Here is a 16,979-nt window from a genome sequence, read left to right as displayed (position 1 = left end):
CAAATAAATCGACCGCTGAAGCGGCAGACCTCCGTTTTATCTCCCAGTCCTGGGTCGGCTGAGATGCGTTCCCGACGCTCTCAGCCTCCGGCCGTTCCCGACGGCCGGACCCTGGCCAGTCGGAGAGAAAACGAAGGCGATTTAAGCCGGAACCGTGCCTCGCTTTATACCCGCAGCCACACGGAACGTTAACGTTGCTTCAGGTCTCAAAGCCACGCCCTTGTTCCCGGCTCTCATCGCCCCCGGCTATGACCCAACTCAGGCGGGGTTGAGCTGTCGGGAACAGCGAAAGAGAGCGATCGTCGGGAACGAATCGCGAACGACCCCGAATGTTTGGGTGATAGCCGGTGGGTTTACCGCTTCAGCGGCGATGAGCTCGCCGGGCGCCGGGGGTTGTCAGGGGGCATGGCGTAATGCCACCTGACACGTTCACCGTGCTCTGAGCGTACATGGGGAATCGATCTACGGGTGAACGGAAATATGCCTGGCTTACAGAAATAAGAAATCCAGAATATTAATCAAAACCCCGCCTCAACCTCTCGCATATCCGGCAGCTTATGCGCTATGCCTTTATGGCAATCAATACAGGTTTTTCCGTCTTTGATCGCCTCATCGTGCATTTTGGCCGCCACGGTTTTCTGCGCGGTGAAATCCATATAGTCGAAGTTATGGCAGTTTCGACACTCCTGGGAGTTATTGTTTTTCATCCGCCGCCACTCGTTTTGCGCCATCGCCAGGCGGTGATCGTCAAACTTCTGCGGCGTGTCTATCAGCCCAAAGGCCTTGGCGTACAGCTCCTTGCTGGCCTGAATTTTACGGATCATTTTCGGCACCCATTCGTGCGGCACATGGCAATCCGGGCAAGTCGCACGCACGCCACTGCGGTTGTTGTAATGCACCGTGCCCATGTATTCCTCATACACGTTATTGCGCATTTCATGGCAGCCGATGCAGAACTCTTCGCGGTTGGACATTTCCATCCCGGTGTTGAAACCGCCCCAAAAAATTATCCCGGCAGCAAAGCCAATCAGCAGCAACGTGCCTAGCGCTAACCGGCTCGGCCTGCGCCACCACTGCCACACGCGTTTAATGATGCCGGGTTGACGAGTTGATTTATCCATAACTTATTTCCCAAACCCTTTGGATGGCTCGAAGGTATTTTCAACAATCGGGGCAACATCCGCCTGGGGCACGTGGCATTGCAGGCAGAAATAGCGGCGAGGCGCCACGTTCGAAAGCACCTTGCCGTCGCTATCCATAAAGTGCGTTGGGCTGATGCGCGGAGCCCCCGTGGTGCGGTAGCTTTCAACTCCGTGGCACTGCAGGCAGCGGTTACTGGTCGTCGTGACCTGGTAGCCGTCCACGCTGTGCGGGATCATCGGCGGCTGGTTAACGTAGTTCAGCGCCATCCGCTGCTGCTGCTTTGGCATCAGCACAGCCCCTTCCGGGGTGCCGGACACTTCAGGCGATTGCTTAAGATCCACGCCAGTTGCCGCCCAAAGCGCACCGCTGACAACCAGAGTGAATGCCGCTCCCCATTGAAACAACGCCTTCATCAGGCCTTGGTTATTCATGATTTAGCTCCCAGGCTCCATCGAATTGTTATTCTGAAAACACCCTCCGGACACTTAGCGATGCCGCGACCGAAGGGCATTGCGCGTTACACCTTCGCCAGCTTTACGGCGCACTTCTTGAAATCCGCCTCTTTGGAGAGCGGGTCGGTGGCGTCGAGCGTCAGGTTATTCACAAGCTGCGCGGCGTCGAAGAACGGCATGTAGACCAGGCCTCGGGGCGGCTTATTGCGACCACGGGTTTCGACGATGGAAACCACTTCACCACGGCGAGAAATCACCTTCACTTTGTCGCCACGGCGCAGACCGCGCGCCTGGGCATCCAGCGGATGCACAAACGTGACGGCCTCGGGGAAGGCACGATGCAGCTCCGGCACGCGGCGCGTCATGCTGCCGGTATGCCAGTGCTCGAGCACACGCCCGGTAGATAGCCACAGGTCGTACTCCTGGTCCGGGGCTTCTGCCGCCGGCTCGAACGGCAGCGCGAAGATCACCGCTTTCCCGTCCGGTTTACCGTAGAACTTGAAGCCTTCCCCGGCCTTAACGTACGGGTCGTGGCCCTCGCTGTAGCGCCACTGGGTTTCTTTCCCGTCGACCACCGGCCAGCGTAAGCCCCGGGCTTTGTGATACTCGTCAAACGGGGCCAGATCGTGCCCGTGCCCGCGGCCAAAGCTGGCGTATTCCTCAAACAGGCCTTTTTGCAGGTAGAAGCCCAGCTCGCGGGATTCGTCGTTTAGCTGCTCTGCTGCCAGTTCGGTCACCGGGAACTTGCGGACCACATCGCTGGCAAACAGCACGTCGAACAGGGTTTTGCCCCGGTATTCTGGTTTTTTCTCGAGAAGCTCAGCAGGCCAGACATCCTCGACCTTGAAGCGTTTCGCGAAGGTCACAAGTTGCCAGAGATCGGACTTCGCCTCGCCCGGCGCGCTCACCTGCTGACGCCAGAACTGCGTACGGCGCTCGGCGTTACCGTAGGCGCCCTCTTTCTCAACCCACATTGCCGTCGGCAGGATCAGGTCCGCCGTTAACGCGCTGATGGTCGGATAAGGATCGGAGACGATGATGAAATTACGCGGATCGCGCCAGCCCGGCATACGCTCTTCGGTGATATTCGGCCCGGCCTGCATGTTGTTGTTGCACATCACCCAGTACACGTTGAGCTTGCCATCTTTCAGCGCCCTGTCCTGCGCCACTGCGTGCAAACCTACTTTGGCTGGGATAGTGCCGGCGGGCAGCTGCCAGGTTTTTTCGACGATCTCCCGGTGCTTTTCGTTGGTGACGACCATGTCTGCCGGTAAGCGGTGTGCAAAAGTGCCCACTTCACGCGCGGTGCCGCAGGCGGACGGCTGCCCCGTCAGCGAGAATGGCCCGCAGCCTGGCTGAGAGATTTTCCCGGTCAGAAGATGCAGGTTGTAAACCAGGTTATTCGCCCAGACGCCGCGCACGTGCTGGTTAAAGCCCATCGTCCAGTAGGAAATCACTTTTTTATTCGGGTCAGCGTAGAGCTTCGCGAGCGCTTCAAGCTGGTCTTTCGGCACCCCGCTCATTGCAGCGGTTTTCTCCAGCGTGTACTCGGCGACAAACGTTTTGTATTCGTCGAAGCTCATCGGCTCGGAAGCGTCAGATCCCGGATTCTTCGCGGCCTTTTCCAGCGGGTGCGTCGGGCGCAGCCCATAGCCAATATCCGTCACGCCACGGCGCAGGTTAACGTGCTGCTTAAAGAACGACTCGTTCACCGCGTTGTTCTGAATGATGTAGTTGGCGATGTAGTTCAGGATCGCCAGATCGCTTTGCGGCGTGAAGACCATACCGTTGTCCGCCAGCTCGAAGCTGCGGTGCTGGAAGGTCGAAAGCACGGCAACCTTGACGTTTTCATCGGACAGGCGGCGGTTAGCGATGCGTGACCAGAGCACCGGATGCATCTCCGCCATGTTGGAGCCCCAAAGCACAAAGGCGTCCGCCTGCTCAATATCGTCATAGCAGCCCATCGGCTCATCCATGCCGAAGGTGCGCATAAAGCCCACGACGGCAGACGCCATGCAGTGACGCGCGTTCGGATCGATGTTGTTCGAACGGAAGCCTGCCTTGAACAGCTTCGCGGCGGCGTAGCCTTCCCACACCGTCCACTGGCCGGAGCCAAACATGCCGATACCGTCCGGGCCTTTCTCTTTCAGGGCGTTCTTGAATTTATCTTCCATCACGTCGAAGGCTTTTTCCCAGCTTACCGGCTGGAACTCGCCCTCTTTGTGGTACTGCCCGTCTTTCATGCGCAGCAGCGGCTGGGTGAGACGATCTTTTCCGTACATGATCTTTGGCAGGAAGTAGCCCTTAATGCAATTCAGCCCTCGGTTGACCGGCGCTTCCGGGTCGCCCTGGCTTGCGACGACGCGGCCATTTTGGGTCCCCACCAGCACGCCGCAGCCGGTACCGCAGAAGCGGCACGGCGCTTTGTCCCATTTAATGGCATCGGGTTTGCCGACCACCGCACGAGCCACGCCCGGTGCGCTGAGGCCCGCCGCCGCGGCAGCTGCGGCAACGGCATTCGCTTTCATAAAGCTACGACGACTGAGTTTCATGGTGCTTCCTCACCTTGTTCATTCTGCTGGTGATAAACCAGCGACACCGCCAGCACGCCGGAGATATTGCGTGCCCGCTCAATTTGTTCCAGCAGCATGTTGCTTTCGGCGGCTTCAATAACCACCGCAAGTTTGCCGCTGTCGATATCGTCAACCGCAACCTCGCTGCCGGGCAGCGAGTTGATCGCGCTGCGTACGGCAGCAACATGTTCAGGTCTGGCCTGAACCACCAGGCCGCATACGTGCCAGTCAGTGTGCATTTTGTGGCCTCAGGGTGATGGCTGACGTTGGGCACCCGGCAACACAAGCGCCGCAGCCGTGACAGGCAGACAAAGAAATCTGTGGACGGGAAACGTCCTGCAGAGTGGGGATGAACCGGATGGCCTGCGGTTCACAGGCATCTTCGCAGCTGCGACATTCCACCTGATGCCAGGCCAGACAGGTTTCGGCGAGCTGTAAAGTCAGTGCCCAGGGTTGCGCTGATTGCGGGGCAAAAAGCCGCTGAGGGCAGGCGTCCGCGCACGCGTAGCAGAAAGTGCACTCGCCCCGGCTAAAGTCGATTTCGGGGTAGCCGCCCTGGCCACGGCGAAGCACCCGGCTCTGACAGGCGGTCACGCAGCTATCGCAGCGCGTGCAGTCCAGAAGAAAATGGTTTTCATCGCCGCTCCATGGAGGGCGAACAGCGGGAGTAGAACTGTGCCAGCCCCCGGTCAGCAGGCCGCGACGGGTCAGTTTAGCCATTGGGCAGATCCTTGCTCAAAATACCCGGCCAGGTCGACACCGGGTAGAAACGTCATTCTTTTTATCCGCGTATTCTCTGCGGTTTTTACGGCACTTAAGGTATGTGACGAGGGGTTACAAAAGCATCCCCATAAAGGGGTAAATGCCGTTGTCGGATCAAAGAGGTGCACGGTTTCGGCGTGACGGGGAGGAATCAGCAGATGTAAGACAGACGTTATGCTGTCGCAAAGCTTGCGTTAAATACGGCTGCATTTTTCGCGCTGGGGCGAAAAAGTCACCGCCAGGCGTTTGCGTCTCAGGCAGATTCTGGTAGGTTTCGCTCCACCGCATACTTTAAAGGGTTATTCCCCCGTGACAGTCAAACGCTCGGTCTCCACCAGCCTTGCCCGCGCTTTCTTTTCGATTGTTTTGCTGTCATTGCTTTCCACCGGCATCGCGATGCTGACGCTCGCCAGCAGCCTGAAAGACGCAGAAGCGGTGAACATTGCGGGCTCGCTGCGTATGCAGAGCTACCGTCTGGGCTACGATCTTCAGAGTAACCCCAGGGCTATTGCGGCACATTTACAGCAGTTTCAACAGTCGCTGAACGCCCCAACATTGCTGCAGCTTAACCGGTTTTGGGTGCCTGCTGAGGTGCAAGCCCGCTATAACGCTCTGCAGCAGGCCTGGCAGCAAATGCAACAGCATATTCAGAACGAAGACATCGACTGGTATCGCTATAACATTGCCGCCTACGTGGAACAAATCGACCTGTTTGTGCTGGCGCTGCAGCATTATGCCGAGCGAAAAATGATGCAGGTTGTCGCGGCTTCGGTGGTCGGTTTTATCGCTATTTTTACCCTGGTATTCTTCACTTTGCGCCGCATCCGCCAGCAGGTGGTCATGCCGCTCAATACCATGGTGGAAGCGAGTAAAGCTATTGAGCGCGGCGAATTTACCCTCCCGAACCTTGACCGCTCTCTGCCCAATGAGCTGGGCGCCCTGGCACAGGCTTTTATCCGCATGGCAGATGAGCTGCAAAAACTTTATCGTTCCTTAGAGCAGCAGGTGGAGCAAAAGACCCTGCGCCTGCAGGAAGCCAACCGCATGCTCGAAGTGCTGTACAGCTGCTCCCAGGCGCTGAACGTCAGCACCATCAATCGCGACTGCTTCATGCAGATCCTGCAAATCATCCACCAGCATGAGGCGATCAGCGCCCTGGAAATGCAGGTGGGTGAAAACTGGCGGCTGACGGAAGGCTCCCCGGTCCCGGACGAAAAATGGCATACGCTGCCGCTGGTTCAGCAGGACAGCGCTTTTGGCACGCTGCGCTGGCAGTCACCGGATAAAGCCCCTTCCCAACAGCTGATGAAAAGCGTGGCCACCATGCTGGGGCGAGGTGTGTACTTTAATCAGGCACAAAAACACTACCAGCAACTGCTGTTAATGGAGGAACGGGCTACGATTGCCCGCGAGCTGCATGACTCTCTGGCCCAGGTGCTCTCATATCTTCGTATCCAACTGACGCTGCTCAAGCGCGCGGTGCCCGAGGAAAACCTGCCCGCACAGCGAATTGTCGGGGATTTTTCCCAGGCCTTAAACGACGCCTATCGCCAGCTACGCGAGCTGCTCACCACCTTCCGCCTGACGCTGCAGCAGGCAGATTTACCCGCCGCGCTGCAGGAGCTGCTTGAACCGCTGCGCGAGCAAACCCAGGCAGACATTAGCCTGAAATGCAGCATGCCGACTCAGGTTCTGGACGCTTCGCAGCAAATCCACCTGCTGCAAATCATCCGGGAGGCGGTACTGAATGCGATTAAACACGCCAATGCGAGCCATATTGAGGTGGTTTGCCGCTCAGAAAGCGGCGGCGAGCATTTCGCTTCGGTATTTGACAACGGGCACGGGATTGCCAGCCTTGAAGAGCCGGAAGGTCACTACGGGCTGAATATCATGCACGAACGCGCAGGCCGACTTGGCGGCCAGCTGACAATATCCCGTCCGCCAGAGGGCGGAACGCGAGTAGAAGTCCACTTTACCTCTGCGCCTCTGGCTGACGCCGGGAGCCATAACAATAATTAGCTTTATTCAGGAGTTAGCAATGTCTGAGAAAACGGTATACCAGGTTTTAATCGTGGACGATCACCCGCTGATGCGGCGCGGAGTGCGCCAGTTGCTTGAGCTGGACAGCACATTTACGGTCGTCGGTGAAGCCAGCAGCGGTGCGGAGGCCATCAGTTTAGCGAATCGCCTGTCGCCGGATTTGATTCTGCTCGACCTGAACATGAAGGGCCTGAGCGGCCTCGATACGCTCAACGCCCTGCGCCGGGACGGGATCAGCGCCCGCGTGGTTATCCTGACCGTGTCCGACGCCCGCAGCGATATCTTTACGCTGATTGATGCCGGGGCCGATGGTTACCTGCTGAAAGACAGCGATCCGGAGGTTTTATTGCAGGACATTCACCGCTGCCTGACGGGTGAAAAAGCATTTAGCGAGCAGGTACGCGAGTATATTACCAACCGTGGGAGTGAGCGGCAGAGCAGCGATCCGTTTGCTATTCTCACTGAGCGTGAGCTGGACGTGCTGTCAGAGGTGGCCCGTGGGCTGTCAAATAAGCAAATTGCCAGCGGGCTGCATATTTCAGAAGAGACGGTAAAAGTGCATATCCGTAACCTGCTTCGTAAGCTGCAGGTAAGGTCACGCGTCGCGGCCACGGTATTATTTTTGGAAAGCCGGGGTTAAAACGACCCAATAAACGGTATGGTTACAAATCCTGCCAATTCCATAGCATATTTACACTATCTCCTAGATTTCTCCACGTTTGACTAAGCGGTTAAAGCTACAGTGATGCGGTTATTGATAACAATTAGAAGCTTTTAAGGGGTCCTGACCGCATGGCGAATTTTTTCATTTCTCGCCCCATTTTTGCCTGGGTGCTGGCAATTTTACTTTGCCTGACCGGGGCACTGGCTATTTTTTCACTGCCCGTCGAACAATATCCCGATCTTGCGCCACCCAACGTAAGGATCACCGCCAACTATCCAGGCGCTTCCGCGCAAACCCTGGAAAACACCGTCACGCAGGTGATAGAGCAAAGCATGACCGGCCTGGACAACATGATGTACATGTCGTCCCAAAGCAGCAGCGCCGGTCAGGCCACCATTACCCTGAGCTTTAAGGCCGGGACGGACCCGGACTCTGCGGTACAGCAGGTGCAAAACCAGCTGCAGTCTGCGGTAAGAAAGCTGCCGCAGGACGTGCAGACTCAGGGCGTCACGGTGAACAAGACCGGTGACACCAATATTCTGATGGTGGCCTTTGTTTCCACCGACGGCAGCATGGATAAGCAGGACATCGCTGACTACGTGGCCAGTAACGTACAGGACCCGATGAGCCGCGTGAACGGCGTCGGCAGCGTCGATGCTTACGGCTCGCAGTATTCCATGCGTATCTGGCTCGACCCGAATAAGCTCATCAACTACCAGATGACCACCCAGGACGTGGTCACCGCCATCAAATCCCAGAATGCGCAAATTGCCGTGGGCCAGCTTGGCGGCACGCCGTCGCTGGACAAACAGGCGCTGAACGCCACCATCAATGCCCAGTCGCTCCTGCAAACACCGCAGCAGTTCAAAGACATTACGCTGAGGGTGAATCAGGACGGTTCGCTGGTCACGCTGGGGGATGTGGCGGACGTTGAGATGGGGGCGGAGAAATATGACTTCCTGAGCACCTACAACGGGCAGCCCGCTTCCGGGCTTGGCATTAAGCTGGCTTCCGGTGCGAACGAAATGGAAACCGACAAGCTGGCCCGCGCCAAAATCGAAGAGCTTTCGCAGTTTTTCCCACACGGTCTGGAAGCTAAAATCGCCTACGAAACCTCCCCGTTCGTTAAAGCCTCAATCACCGACGTGGTGAAAACGCTGCTGGAAGCGATTCTGCTGGTGTTCCTGGTGATGTACCTGTTCCTGCAAAACTTCCGCGCCACGCTTATCCCGACGATTGCCGTACCGGTGGTGCTGCTCGGCACCTTTGCCGTGCTGTATGTCTTCGGCTACAGCATTAACACGCTGACGATGTTCGCCACCGTGCTGGCTATCGGCCTGCTGGTGGATGACGCCATCGTGGTGGTAGAAAACGTCGAGCGAATCATGAGCGAGGAAGGCCTCTCCCCTCGGGAGGCGACACGCAAATCCATGGGCCAAATCCAGGGAGCGCTGGTCGGCATCGCCATGGTGCTCTCCGCCGTGTTCGTGCCGATGGCGTTCTTTGGCGGCACAACCGGGGCGATTTACCGCCAGTTCTCGGTCACTATCGTCGCCGCCATGGTGCTCTCGGTGCTGGTGGCGATGATCCTCACCCCAGCCCTGTGTGCAACCATTCTTAAGCCGCTGCATAAAGGTGAGCATCACGGCCAGAAAGGCTTCTTTGGCTGGTTTAACCGCACCTTTAACCGCAGTGCCGAACGCTACGAAAACGGCGTGGCAAGAATCCTCTCCCGTAGCCTACGCTGGATGCTGATTTATGCCCTGCTGCTTGGCGGCATGGTGTTCCTGTTCCTCAAACTGCCGACGTCATTCCTGCCCCAGGAAGACCGCGGCGTGTTCACCACGTCAGTACAGCTTCCGAGCGGCGCAACGCAGCAGCAGACAACCAAAGTGGTGCAGCAGGTGGAGCAGTATTACCTCACCAAAGAGAAAGACAACGTCGTGTCGGTGTTCTCCACCATTGGCGCAGGCCCGGGCGGGAACGGGCAAAACGTGGCGCGCATGTTTATTCGCCTGAAGGACTGGGACGAACGTAGCGCCGACGGCAGTTCGTTTGCCATCATTGAACGGGCCACCAAAGCCTTTAATAAGATCAAAGAAGCGCGCGTCATTGCCAGCAGCCCGCCAGCGATTAACGGTTTGGGCAACGCCGCAGGCTTTGATATGGAGCTGCAGGATCATGCCGGCGCGGGGCACGATGCGCTCATGCAGGCGCGTGACCAGCTGTTGGAAATGGCCGGCAATAACCCGCAGCTCACGCGAGTGCGCCACAACGGCCTGGACGACAGCCCGCAGCTGCAAATCGATATCGACCAGCGTAAGGCTCAGGCGCTGGGCGTCTCCATCGATGATATCAACAACACCCTGCAAACGGCCTGGGGCTCAAGCTATGTGAATGACTTTATGGATCGCGGGCGCGTGAAGAAAGTGTATGTCCAGGCTGCGGCCAAGTACCGCATGCTGCCGGACGATATCAATAGCTGGTACGTGCGTAATAAAACAGGCGGCATGGTGCCGTTCTCCGCCTTTGCCACTTCCCGGTGGGAAACAGGCTCGCCTCGCCTGGAGCGATACAACGGCTATTCCGCGCTGGAAATTGTCGGGGAAGCGGCACCTGGGTTAAGTACCGGTACCGCCATGGACATTATGGAAGATCTGGTCAGCAAGCTGCCGAACGGCTTTGGTCTCGAGTGGACGGGCATGTCCTACCAGGAACGCCTCTCCGGCGCGCAGGCACCTGCCCTGTATGCCATTTCATTGCTGGTCGTATTCCTGTGCCTTGCGGCGCTGTACGAGAGCTGGTCCGTGCCGTTCTCCGTCATGCTGGTGGTACCGCTTGGGGTGATTGGCGCCCTGCTCGCCACCTGGATGCGAGGCCTTGAGAATGACGTTTACTTCCAGGTCGGGCTGCTAACGGTGATCGGCCTTTCGGCGAAAAATGCCATTTTAATCGTCGAATTTGCCAACGACCTGAACGCCAAAGGCCAGGACCTGGTTGCCGCCACGCTTGAGGCCTGCCGCCAGCGACTGCGCCCGATATTAATGACGTCCCTGGCGTTTATTTTCGGGGTTCTGCCGATGGCGACCAGCACCGGGGCAGGCTCCGGCAGCCAGCATGCGGTAGGCACCGGCGTGATGGGCGGGATGATCTCCGCCACCGTGCTGGCCATCTTCTTTGTGCCGCTGTTCTTTGTCCTGGTGCGCAGACGCTTCCCGCTCAAAGAGCACCACGACTAAACTCTCGGGCAATGAGCCACAAAAAAGGCGGCCTTTTCAGGTCGCCTTTTTGCTGATGTTCGCAGAGTATTCAGTACCAGAATATCGCGCCGTTGCTTTTTATGCCGGAACGCTTATTTGCGCAACATACCTTCGATGAAGTCTTTCCACTGCCCTAATTCGTGCTCGATCATAACCGCCTCTCTTGATGTTGGCGCAAGTATACGCGGATATATCCTGCAGTTGAACCTTTTTTGAGCGGTCAACTATTGAGCACCATCACAAATATATCGTTAGCAGAATAACGGTTTAGCACTGAATCGCGGCTCGATAATTCCCCTCACCTGCGGCAGAATGGTTGCCCTATGGCAAACTAAAACGGAACCGACCGCCACTATGATCACCATGTACGGCATTAAAAATTGCGACACCATCAAAAAGGCGCGCCGCTTTTTAGAATCTCAGGGCGTGGATTACCAGTTTCACGACTATCGAGCTGACGGGCTGGATGCCGCGCTGCTGAACAGTTTTATCTCTGAGCTTGGTTGGGAAGCGCTGCTAAATACGCGGGGCACAACCTGGCGCAAGCTGGATGAGGCCCATCGCACATCCATTAATGACGCACAAAGCTCGGCGGCGCTGATGCTGGAGATGCCGGCAATCATCAAACGCCCATTGCTCTGCGCGCCCGGTCAGCCTATGCTGCTGGGTTTCAACGAAACTCATTATCAGCAGTTTATCAACGAGGTATAGTCCTATGTCCTGCCCGGTTATTGAGCTGACGCAACAGCTTATTCGTCGTCCTTCCCTGAGCCCCGATGATGCCGGTTGCCAGGCGCTGCTGATTGAGCGCCTGCGCGCGATTGGTTTTACCGTTGAACACATGGATTTTGGCGACACCCAGAACTTCTGGGCCTGGCGTGGGCAGGGTGAGACGCTGGCGTTTGCCGGGCACACCGACGTGGTGCCATCAGGGGATGCCGATCGTTGGATTAACCCGCCGTTTGAGCCCACGATTCGCGACGGAATGCTGTTTGGTCGTGGCGCGGCGGACATGAAAGGTTCGCTGGCGGCGATGGTGGTAGCGGCTGAACGTTTTGTCGCCCAGCACCCCAATCATAAAGGCCGTCTGGCATTCCTGATTACCTCCGACGAAGAAGCCAGCGCAACCAACGGCACCGTGAAGGTTGTTGAAGCGCTGATGGCGCGCCGCGAGCGTCTGGACTACTGCCTGGTTGGCGAGCCGTCCAGTACCGAAGTCGTCGGCGACGTGGTGAAAAATGGCCGTCGCGGCTCCCTGACCTGTAACCTGACCATTCACGGCGTCCAGGGCCACGTTGCCTACCCGCATCTGGCCGATAACCCGGTACATCGCGCAGCGCCAATGCTGGCAGAGCTGACGGATATTGAGTGGGATAAGGGCAACGAGTTCTTCCCGGCCACCAGCATGCAGATTGCCAACGTGAAGGCCGGGACCGGCAGCAACAACGTTATTCCGGGCGATATGTTTGTGCAGTTTAACTTCCGCTTCAGCACCGAGCTAACCGATGAAGACATCAAACAGCGTGTTATCGCCCTGCTGGATAAGTACGAACTGCGCTACACCGTCGAGTGGTGGCTTTCCGGCCTGCCGTTCCTGACGTCACGCGGTAAGCTGGTGGATGCGGTAGTGAACGCCGTTGAGCACTATAATGAAATTAAACCGCAGCTGTTAACCACGGGCGGTACATCTGACGGGCGCTTTATCGCCCGCATGGGTGCTCAGGTTGTTGAGCTGGGGCCGGTGAATGCCACCATTCATAAAATCAATGAATGCGTTAACGCCGCCGACCTGCAGCTGCTGGCCCGGATGTATCAGCGCATTATGGAACAGCTTGTCGCCTGACGGGCAGCCAACTGAAGAGGTATCAGCATGGAATGGCTATCGCATTACTGGTGGATTATCGTCCTGGTGTTATTGCTGGGGATCTTTATTAACGTCATTAAAGACCTGAACCGAATCGATCCGAAGAAGTACATGGCAGACAAGCCTGAGCTTCCGCCGCATCGTGACTTTAACGATAAGTGGGATGACGAGGACGACTGGCCTAAGAAGAAATAGCAGTCTGCCTCACTCCGGGCGATTCCGGAGTGAGGCGGATATTTACAGCAGCTCTATCAGATCATCATCTTTCGGTGCCGCGCCGCCGCTCAAAGCCTCATCGAAATAGTGCTTCGGCACGGTGTAGCGCAGGTGATCCAGCGCCGCCTTCATGCTGCGGTCGTCTATCGCATGCCCCAAATCGTCAATCAAATCCAGCGTCACGTCCCCGCCCAGGCTAAGTAACTTCTCGGCGGCATCCACCGCGTGTGTCGCGTGGATCACTTTGTCGTTGTCGCCATGGATAAGATGGATTGTGGTGCTGGTGGAGGCCTGCTGCGGCAGCGCTGCATAACGTCCGCTAAAAGCAATGACCCGAGCCGCAAGACCCGGCTGAGCCTTAATGCTCTCCAGCGCCATAATGGCCCCCTGAGAGAAGCCAATCAGCGCCGTCGCCGTGGGCGGTACACCGCTTTGCCGCTGCCAGTCACGCACGGCGTCAATAAACTCAGGCATCGCGGCATCCACGCGCTGCTGACGGTTTTCTTCCGTCACGCCTGCCACCGAAAACCACTCCCGGCCTGCGCCACTTTGATTCGGCCCGCTAATACTGACCACCAGGGCATCAGGAAACTCTGGCGCAAACCAGCTCCCGATTTCGCCCATGGCTTTAGCCGTGTCGCCTACGCCGTGGAACAGCAGTACCAGCTGGCTGGCTGGCGTTGCGGGGCTTTGGACAACAAAATGGTCATGTTTCATGGTTTTCTCCTGGTTAATGGAGACAACTATACGCCGCTGCATGGGGATGACCATGCCGTTTCATTGAACAAGTTAGTGGAATTTTTGCAATTGCATAATGCCGTGGTGCAGCTCCGCCGTACGATCCCGATCGAGATTTTCCAACGCACTTTGGGCTTCCTCACGCATCAGTGCAAGCAGGGCTTTTTTGCCGGGAAGCCCCAGCCGCTGGCTGAGCGTCTCGTTGCTTTCATGTTGCTGCAGGCGCCCGCGAAGCGCATGCAGCGGTAAAACGGACGCCAGCAAAAGGCGATTCAATGTCCCCAGACAGGCTTCCAATGGACGATGGGCAAAGGCAAAACCGGATAACTCTTCCCAGTCTTCGGCCAACAGTTCTGTTGGACAATCCGCGGTAAGAGGCAAAGACAATTCCAGCCAGTCTTTTTGCCACGGCCAGTCTCGCCGTAGCCGCCGCCGCTCATTTTCTGCCAGCAACCTGCCTTCGGGCGTCAGAGGCAATAGTGCCATAGCGCTGTAGCAGCCGCTGCTGGCTTCTTTGTGGCTTCCGATTCGCACCAGCTCAAAACCACAGCGTTGCCAGAAGCGCCACAGTTCATCGGTATAGCCGAAGCTGACCGAAAGATAATCACATTGATGATTCACCGCCTGCCGCGCATGTTCAATCATGCTGGCACCAATATGCTCGCGCTGACGCAGAGGATGAACCGCAATGCGGCTGATACGCAGCCCGCGAAGCGTAGCGGCCAATGGGCTTCCGCCATGTGCCGCCAGCGATTGTGCCACCAGATTGCCTCTCGGGCGCCGGAACCCGGCCCACACGCAACGGCTTAGCGTTGCATCGAGTCCACCTTCTTCAACCAGCCACAAAGCGCCTGCACACTGCTCTTTGATAATGGCCGCGATAAAATGCTGGCCGGGCGCATCAAGCATCCGCCGCCAGTCGAGCGGCGAGGTACGGTAATGTGCGCCCGAAAGCAGCCGATACATCTGCTTTAATTGCTCAGGGTTACTAAGCCAGTCTGCCTGCTCAACAACCTGTAAAACGGGATTGCCTTGCGGGAATTGCGCCAGATCCGGCTCATCAAAAAGCATGATCTTGTCAATCACCTGCTCCAGCGGATCGTTCGGCGCCCAGCGGATCGGCGTATTCAGCGTGAAAAGCTTGAGGGACGGAAATGCCGCACAGAATTTCAGTAAAAATCCGCGCCCGGTTCCCTCGTACCCCTGCACCGTCGTGGTCAGTAAAACGCGGGGGAAACGCTCTATTAGCTGGCGTAGCAGCGGGGTCGGAATAGCGGCGGCCTCGTCCACAATCAGCCAGTCATATGCCGCGAATTCACGCTCTGCGGCCAGCGCGTCCGGGGCCATAAACTGAAATGATTCGCCCGCATAGCTTGCCAACACGTCGGTGGCAGCCTTCGCGGGCGCTGTCACGAGACAAGCACCTGGTGTCCGGTCAACGAGCATGCCCGCCAGCGCAGATTTCCCCCGGCCTCTGGCCGCCGTTACTACCGCCACGCCGCGCGCCATCCCGGACAAATTATCAAGGATAGCGGCCTGCTCTTGCTCCGGCGCACCGCTGGCGGGCTGCCAGACCGGGCGGTGAGCAAAAGGATTCAGGGTGAATGATTCATGCTGCTGCCACAGCACGGCTTCTGAATCTTGCCGTATGCAGCGCTGAAGATGGGAAACAAAATGGGGGGTCGGAATCGGCTGTGGCGCATCGCTCCAGCGGCCGGAATCTTCATCCGGAAGCGAAGCCCAGCGCGACCACTCAGGCGTCAACAGCAGCAACCAACTGCCCGCTTTGAGCATCCCGGAAAGTGCAGCGAAGGCGGCGGCATCCAGCCCTCGCCTGGCATCAAAAACGGCATGCTGAAACTCACGCCCAAGCATGCTGCGCACTGCCGAGGGCGCGCAATGCAAAGGCAACTCAGGGGAAGAGCCAACCCACAGCCAGTCTCCGGGTAAAGAAGTCGACAGCGTTGCAACCTGCTCGCGGCTCCACTGACTATCACCGGCCAGCACCATCAGCCGGCGGATGCCCGTCTGCCGCATATGCGCCGTTGCCTGCTGCATCGGCGCGATGAAAGTTGCTGCGGTCATCGATTAACGGAGCGTATTGCCGAAGGTGTTGCACTGGGCCGGATCGCCGCTGTCAAAACCCCGTTTGAACCAGGTATAGCGCTGCTCGGAAGTGCCGTGGGTAAAACTGTCCGGCACCACTCGGCCCTGGCTTTGCTGCTGCAGGCGGTCGTCCCCAATGGCTTCAGCAGCATTGAGCGCTTCTTTCAGGTCACCTGAATCAAGCACCTGCTGTTTCTGCATGCTGTTCCCCCAGACGCCGGCGAAGCAGTCGGCCTGAAGTTCCATTTTTACCGACAGGCGATTAGATTCGGCCTGAGAAGCATTCTGCTGTAGCTGGCGCACTTTCGGTTCAATACCCAACAGCTTCTGCACGTGATGCCCCACTTCGTGAGCAATGACGTAGCCCTGGGCAAAGTCGCCGCCCGCCCCAAGTTTGTTGCGCATATCATCGTAGAAGGAGAGGTCGATATAAACGGTGCTGTCCGCCGGGCAATAGAACGGCCCCATCACGGACTGGCCGGTACCGCAGCCGGTGCGCGTTGCCCCGCGGTACATCACCAGCTTAGGCTGCTGGTAGGTACGCCCCATCTTCTGGAAAATTTCACCCCATGTATCTTCGGTTGTCGCCAAAATGACCGAGGTAAATTTGGCGGCTTCGTCGTCTTTCGGGCTGATGGAGCGCTGCTGGGAAGACTGCTGAGAAACCTGCGGCTCGCCGGACAGGAAGGAAGTAAGATCGACGCCGTAATAGCTTGCCACAATAACCACGACCAGCAGCACCGGCCCGCCTTTTCCGCGTGGGATGCGAAAACCGCCGCCGCCCATGCTCATTCCAGGGCCAGAGGCGTCATTGCGCCTGTCTTCTACATTGTCGCTTTCGCGACGTCCTTGCCAACGCATACGCTCGTCCTCATTCACAACCTGTAATGGAATACTCGTCATACTTCAAGCCGCAGCTGCGTTGGCCGCACCCGTTAACCTCAGTCACATAGTTAGCTATGCGCCTGAGGACTCACGGCCTTGCCGCGTGATTCAGCACTATGGCCTCACCCCTTTGGGGCCAGCGCAAGCGCTGTTCAAAACGACCACGCGTTTTGTGCTACAACTTGAATTATTTAGAGTATAGATCGTAGGTGGTTACCGGCAGGATTACCATAAGAACAGACAGCGAAAAAACAGGGTGCGCAAAAACGCACCCCA

At 57.5% G+C, this 16,979-nt stretch carries 15 protein-coding genes; 6 read left to right on the top strand and 9 right to left on the bottom strand.

Annotated elements, in window-relative coordinates; translation table 11 throughout:
* Nucleotides 1-518: 518 nt before the first annotated feature.
* The 5 genes from napC to napF form a co-directional block, all read right to left on the bottom strand.
* A complete protein-coding gene (napC, locus tag ACREYP_RS06050; protein WP_008460173.1) occupies nt 519-1,121 on the bottom strand; it encodes a cytochrome c-type protein NapC in 603 nt (200 codons plus the stop codon).
* A 3-nt stretch (nt 1,122-1,124) separates the two neighbouring features.
* Nucleotides 1,125-1,574 carry a nitrate reductase cytochrome c-type subunit gene (gene napB / locus ACREYP_RS06045; protein ID WP_336819208.1) on the bottom strand — a complete coding sequence of 150 codons (450 nt, stop codon included), beginning with the start codon at nt 1,572-1,574 and terminating at the stop codon, nt 1,125-1,127.
* 86 nt (nt 1,575-1,660) lie between these two features.
* Nucleotides 1,661-4,147, bottom strand: a complete 2,487-nt coding sequence (gene napA / locus ACREYP_RS06040) for a nitrate reductase (RefSeq protein ID WP_498881190.1) — start codon at nt 4,145-4,147, stop codon at nt 1,661-1,663.
* Nucleotides 4,144-4,407 carry a chaperone NapD gene (gene napD, locus ACREYP_RS06035; RefSeq protein WP_008460179.1) on the bottom strand — a complete coding sequence of 88 codons (264 nt, stop codon included), beginning with the start codon at nt 4,405-4,407 and terminating at the stop codon, nt 4,144-4,146. Before napD ends, napA begins: the two co-directional genes overlap by 4 nt.
* Nucleotides 4,397-4,888, bottom strand: a complete 492-nt coding sequence (gene napF, locus ACREYP_RS06030) for a ferredoxin-type protein NapF (RefSeq protein ID WP_008460180.1) — start codon at nt 4,886-4,888, stop codon at nt 4,397-4,399. The genes napD and napF overlap by 11 nt, the downstream gene beginning before the upstream one ends.
* A 351-nt stretch (nt 4,889-5,239) precedes the next feature.
* Between napF and narQ the strand changes: the two genes are divergently transcribed.
* The 3 genes from narQ to acrD all read left to right on the top strand — a co-directional run bounded on the left by narQ (nt 5,240) and on the right by acrD (nt 10,873).
* On the top strand, nt 5,240-6,949 hold the full coding sequence (narQ, locus tag ACREYP_RS06025) for a nitrate/nitrite sensor histidine kinase (RefSeq protein ID WP_498881189.1): 1,710 nt from the start codon (nt 5,240-5,242) through the stop codon (nt 6,947-6,949).
* 19 nt (nt 6,950-6,968) lie between these two features.
* Entirely contained in the window at nt 6,969-7,610 is a 642-nt protein-coding gene (gene narP / locus ACREYP_RS06020) for a nitrate/nitrite response regulator protein NarP (protein WP_008460183.1), read from the top strand.
* A gap of 152 nt (nt 7,611-7,762) precedes the next feature.
* Nucleotides 7,763-10,873, top strand: a complete 3,111-nt coding sequence (gene acrD, locus ACREYP_RS06015) for a multidrug efflux RND transporter permease AcrD (protein ID WP_008460186.1) — start codon at nt 7,763-7,765, stop codon at nt 10,871-10,873.
* Between the two features lie 113 nt (nt 10,874-10,986).
* Here acrD and ypfM read toward each other — a convergent pair whose 3' ends face one another.
* Nucleotides 10,987-11,046, bottom strand: a complete 60-nt coding sequence (gene ypfM, locus ACREYP_RS06010) for a protein YpfM (RefSeq protein WP_139827443.1) — start codon at nt 11,044-11,046, stop codon at nt 10,987-10,989.
* Nucleotides 11,047-11,248: 202 nt separating this feature from the next.
* On the opposite strand from ypfM, the gene ACREYP_RS06005 reads away from it, so the two are divergent.
* From ACREYP_RS06005 to ACREYP_RS05995, 3 genes are read left to right on the top strand one after another with little or no spacing between them, the layout of a single operon-like run.
* Nucleotides 11,249-11,605, top strand: a complete 357-nt coding sequence (locus ACREYP_RS06005) for an ArsC family reductase (protein ID WP_336819204.1) — start codon at nt 11,249-11,251, stop codon at nt 11,603-11,605.
* Between the two features lie 4 nt (nt 11,606-11,609).
* Entirely contained in the window at nt 11,610-12,737 is a 1,128-nt protein-coding gene (dapE, locus tag ACREYP_RS06000; protein ID WP_336819203.1) for a succinyl-diaminopimelate desuccinylase, read from the top strand.
* Nucleotides 12,738-12,764: 27 nt separating this feature from the next.
* Nucleotides 12,765-12,953 (top strand): YpfN family protein, encoded by a 189-nt coding sequence (locus ACREYP_RS05995; RefSeq protein ID WP_008460189.1) that lies wholly within the window; start codon nt 12,765-12,767, stop codon nt 12,951-12,953.
* A 42-nt stretch (nt 12,954-12,995) separates the two neighbouring features.
* Here the strand turns inward: ACREYP_RS05995 and ypfH are convergent, their stop codons facing one another.
* The 3 genes from ypfH to ypfJ all read right to left on the bottom strand — a co-directional run bounded on the left by ypfH (nt 12,996) and on the right by ypfJ (nt 16,679).
* Nucleotides 12,996-13,691: an esterase gene (ypfH, locus tag ACREYP_RS05990; protein ID WP_336819202.1), complete on the bottom strand. Its 696-nt coding sequence runs from the start codon at nt 13,689-13,691 to the stop codon at nt 12,996-12,998.
* Between the two features lie 72 nt (nt 13,692-13,763).
* Entirely contained in the window at nt 13,764-15,749 is a 1,986-nt protein-coding gene (locus tag ACREYP_RS05985; RefSeq protein ID WP_336819214.1) for a tRNA(Met) cytidine acetyltransferase TmcA, read from the bottom strand.
* A 51-nt stretch (nt 15,750-15,800) separates the two neighbouring features.
* Complete coding sequence (gene ypfJ / locus ACREYP_RS05980) at nt 15,801-16,679, bottom strand: neutral zinc metallopeptidase (protein ID WP_498881188.1); 879 nt, start codon at nt 16,677-16,679, stop codon at nt 15,801-15,803.
* Nucleotides 16,680-16,979 lie beyond the last annotated feature (300 nt).

Origin of the sequence: Enterobacter sp. TMH.L2, from assembly GCF_050847315.1 — a bacterium.
Taxonomy (GTDB): domain Bacteria; phylum Pseudomonadota; class Gammaproteobacteria; order Enterobacterales; family Enterobacteriaceae; genus Cedecea.
The sequence above is the reverse complement of the archived record's forward strand: the minus strand, read 5'-3'. Positions and strand labels throughout refer to the sequence as shown.